We start from the raw sequence: 3,897 nt of genomic DNA, 5'->3' as shown, positions 1-3,897 counted from the left end.
GCACTGCGTTCACTTGCGGCAGCGCCTAAGCCACCCACTAGGGCAGAGTTGCCTTGCAGCTGCGCAACCACCCCGCCCAAGATGGCATGGCTGACCGTGTTGGCAATGTGGTCTGTTTCCCATTTGCCGGTTTCAGGGTTGTAATGCTCGGTTTGTTTTTTTATGGCACTGGCAATTTTTGGTGCCAGTGCCCCTGCAACCGCCCCTGTCATGTCGCCACTGATGATGCCGTTGATAAGATTGACCGCCATGTCAATGCCTTGACGGGTTTCACTGCCCATCGCCGACATGCCTTGATTCATCGCTTCTTTGTAAGCATCTTCGTAGACTTTTTGTTACTGCTCGTCGTTTAAGAAGGTACCTTTGTCAGTTGCTTTTAATTTGGTGTTGTTGCCAACCTTGATGTCAAAGCCCTTGGCTAACGCTAAAAAAACAAAAAATTTAATTAAATCAACGATCTTTCTGAATTATTTTTTGTAAGTAAAAATAGTGAATTAATGCATTTTCTATGTTTTGAATAGAGGGAGATATGGCATAATAAGCAATACAACAGGTAGCCATTATTTAATACAATGGTACATAAAAATAATAATGGCTAAAGTGCATACTAAGCAAAAATTGGCAATTAAAAAATTAATTATAGAATTGAGTGGCAGAATTAACTGTCACTTTTAATAACGAATACATTAATATAGGCTAGGATTGTCGGGTTATGTTTGAGCTACTACAATTTATGCAGTAACAAGATCCTGTTTTGCTTCATTTAAAATATTAACAAATTCATCAAGTGGGAATTTTGGTTTTACCTGCTCTGCTAGTATTCTGGAATCAAAGAAAAACTCTATTTCTATATTAGAAATGCCTTTGTCTTTATTTAATTGGCAAAGCATTTGTCCTTTGTAAGATATTTCAATAGTTATTTCTTCATACTTATTATCACTAAAAAAATCAATTTCAAAATCAGTATTCATAATTAGTCATTCCCTTATTAGTTATTTCTTTTTTGGATCTAAAAAACCAGAAAAAGAACCATCAGCATTATAGCGGATTCCTTGCCCGTTAGGTAACCTATATTCAACGCCACCACGAGATAATTCTGTTCTAATCGTATTAGGATTCTCTAATACCTCCTTAACAAATTTACTAGCTGCCGCATTCTTTTGAGTAACATAACCTTTCAATGCTTCAAATGTTCCGCCTTGTCTACCCGCATGTTTCTCCCAAGCTCTAGCCGCCTCAGATAATCCTTGAGCATTTACTGGCTTATTGGCAGAGTTAACTAATTTATTGATGTTTAAATTATTACCAACTTGTCCTGTCGCACTCGCCCCCTTTCCAGCTTTAGTTTTAGGTGGAACAATATCATCAATTTTATTAACAACCTTTCCGGCGTTTCCTGCTAATTTTGATGGTACTAATATACTGGTTAGAATTGAAGCCACTTCTTCTAGTGATCGTTGCTCTCCCTTTTGCGCTTTAGCAAAAACATCACGAACATGATCCCACGTATCACCATTGATTAATGAAGTCATTGCGTCTGATGCAGTTTTATTAGCTTTCCCTAAATCATCGAGTGCAGTATCGCAATAAGATGCCCCCATGGTACAACTTCCTAATGCAAGTATAGCATCTAATGCTGTATCTGCAGCGCCAGCACCAAAATCAACCATATCACCATATGACATCATTATCCCATTAAGAATTTGAGATGCTGTATTTTCACCAATTTTTTCTCTAATTTCTGTTTTCCAGTATTCAACACTGTTTTTATGTTTTTCACGAAACCTATCACCAAGTAACGAATTATTCTCAACCGCATTTTTCCCCGCAGCAACCCCGGTATTGATATCTTGAATATCACCACCGGCAGCGGCTATTGCAAGGCCTGTCGCGAGCTGTGATAGTGCACTGATTTGTTGTCTTTCTTCCTGGCTTAGGTCTTTGATGTCTTTATCAGGGTAAAGGATACCTGCAATAGCATCCGCACTGCGTTCACTTGCGGCAGCACCTAAGCCGCCCACTAGGGCAGAGTTGCCTTGTAGCTCGGCTACCACCGCGCCGAGTATGGCATGACTGACCGTGTTGGCGACTAAGTGGTGCTAAGCCAAAATTAGCAATTAAAAAATTAATTACAGGATTTAGTGACAGTATTAACTGCCACTTTTTAATAACGAATACTCTAACATAAGCTAGGATTATCGGGTTGGGGGTTTGGGTTGGGGTTTGAGCTACTATATTTCAGGATAGATACCTAATTCAATAACTTTAATTTCCCTACATACTACTCGAATATTATAATCTCCCCAAACATTGATAACATTAAAAAAATCATTTTCTGAATAATTATCACATAACCCAAAATGATTCAATTCATTTGAATTGAGTGTGCGATAATTATGGTTAATTTCATATACATTTCCATTATCACCTATGTCTTCATCTTGATTGGACACTGACATAAAAATAATAATAATACACTCAATTTGTATAATTTTATCTAAAGCAATAGCTTTAATTTTTACTTGATTATTAGCTATATTTAGTTCATCTATCCAACTAATTGATAATTTAGTTAAATCTAACATAGATTATACTCCTTATTTAATATTGAGCGTCTCAGTTGGATGTTGATTATGAAGTACATCCCTTGGGATCTCCCTACCATTTGCATCCAACCGTTGCCCTTTATTGATTCTAGCGCCATTTGGTCCATATTTTGGAGCTGGTGTCCTGACTGTTCGACCGCTGTTCCAATTAATTGTAATCTCAGATCCATCTTTAGCAACAAACCTTTGATAACCTGCAGGACTAATTGATTTTTCTTCAAATCCATACTTTTCTAAAATTTTTCTTGCTTGTTCTGGTGATTTACCATCCAAATTAGGTAGTTCAGACGAAGCTCCATTACCTCCAACACCTTTTTTATCGCTATTACGAGATGATTCTTTTGGAGATTTATCATCGTCATCATTAGGCGGTAATCCAGAAGCCCCTCCTGCTGAACTACTTCCAACTCCTGTTAACGTATTATTATCTTTATTACTATCTTTCTCTTTTAGGTAATCATTATAATAACGCTCATAAGTTTTTAGTACTGCATCTTCAAGGAATCCATCTCCCATTGGATCGACTAACGCAAGTTCAATTAGTCTTCGTTGTTCCAAATTTAAACTTTCTAAAAACGCTTTTGATTCCGCTGCGGTAAGACCTTCAGCCATTAAAACATCTACCACATTAATACTGACTGATGCACCAATTTCACTTGGGCGTACTAGATACCACGCAGCTCTAGCTAAATTATTATTCTCAACCGCATTCTTCCCTGCAGCAACGCCAGTATTGATATCTTGGATATCACCACCGGCCGCGGCGGTAGCTAGGCCAGTCGCGAGTTGAGTTAGGGCGCTGATTTGTTGTCTTTCTTCTTGGCTTAGGTCTTTGATGTCTTTATCGGGGTAAAGGATACCTGCAATAACTTCTGCACTGCGTTCACTTGCGGCAGCGCCTAAGCCACCCACTAGGGCGGAGTTGCCTTGCAGCTGCGCAACCACCCCGCCCAAGATGGCATGGCTGACCGTGTTGGCAATGTGGTCTGTTTCCCATTTGCCGGTTTCAGGGTTGTAATGCTCGGTTTGTTTTTTTATGGCACTGGCAATTTTTGGTGCCAGTGCCCCTGCAACCGCCCCTGTCATGTCGCCGCTGATGATGCCGTTAATCAGGTTGACCGCCATGTCAATGCCTTGACGGGTTTCACTGCCCATCGCCGACATACCTTGATTCATCGCTTCTTTGTAGGCGTCTTCGTAGATTTTTTGTTGCTGTTCGTCAGTTAAGACCGTTTTATTGTTTTTCGCCTTTTCTTGCTCTTTGTTTAAAGCCTCTTTCGCTTTTGAGGTG

The 3,897-nt window shown here is 39.5% G+C and carries 4 protein-coding genes and 1 pseudogene; all 5 read right to left on the bottom strand.

Annotated features, from left to right (window positions below):
* Nucleotides 1-302 (bottom strand): annotated as a pseudogene (locus tag A9G22_RS08105) (hypothetical protein); the annotation flags it as partial.
* A 429-nt stretch (nt 303-731) separates the two neighbouring features.
* Complete coding sequence (locus tag A9G22_RS08100; RefSeq protein WP_065585889.1) at nt 732-971, bottom strand: hypothetical protein; 240 nt, start codon at nt 969-971, stop codon at nt 732-734.
* A 21-nt stretch (nt 972-992) separates the two neighbouring features.
* On the bottom strand, nt 993-2,054 hold the full coding sequence (locus A9G22_RS08095) for a VENN motif pre-toxin domain-containing protein (RefSeq protein WP_075508668.1): 1,062 nt from the start codon (nt 2,052-2,054) through the stop codon (nt 993-995).
* A 177-nt stretch (nt 2,055-2,231) separates the two neighbouring features.
* A complete protein-coding gene (locus tag A9G22_RS08090; RefSeq protein ID WP_065585887.1) occupies nt 2,232-2,585 on the bottom strand; it encodes a hypothetical protein in 354 nt (117 codons plus the stop codon).
* A gap of 12 nt (nt 2,586-2,597) precedes the next feature.
* On the bottom strand, nt 2,598-3,897 hold a 1,300-nt coding region (locus tag A9G22_RS08085; protein ID WP_141670013.1), incomplete at its 5' end, for a VENN motif pre-toxin domain-containing protein.

Origin of the sequence: Gilliamella sp. App2-1 (assembly GCF_001690255.1) — a bacterium.
GTDB lineage: Bacteria > Pseudomonadota > Gammaproteobacteria > Enterobacterales > Orbaceae > Gilliamella > Gilliamella apicola_G.
The sequence above is the reverse complement of the archived record's forward strand: the minus strand, read 5'-3'. Positions and strand labels throughout refer to the sequence as shown.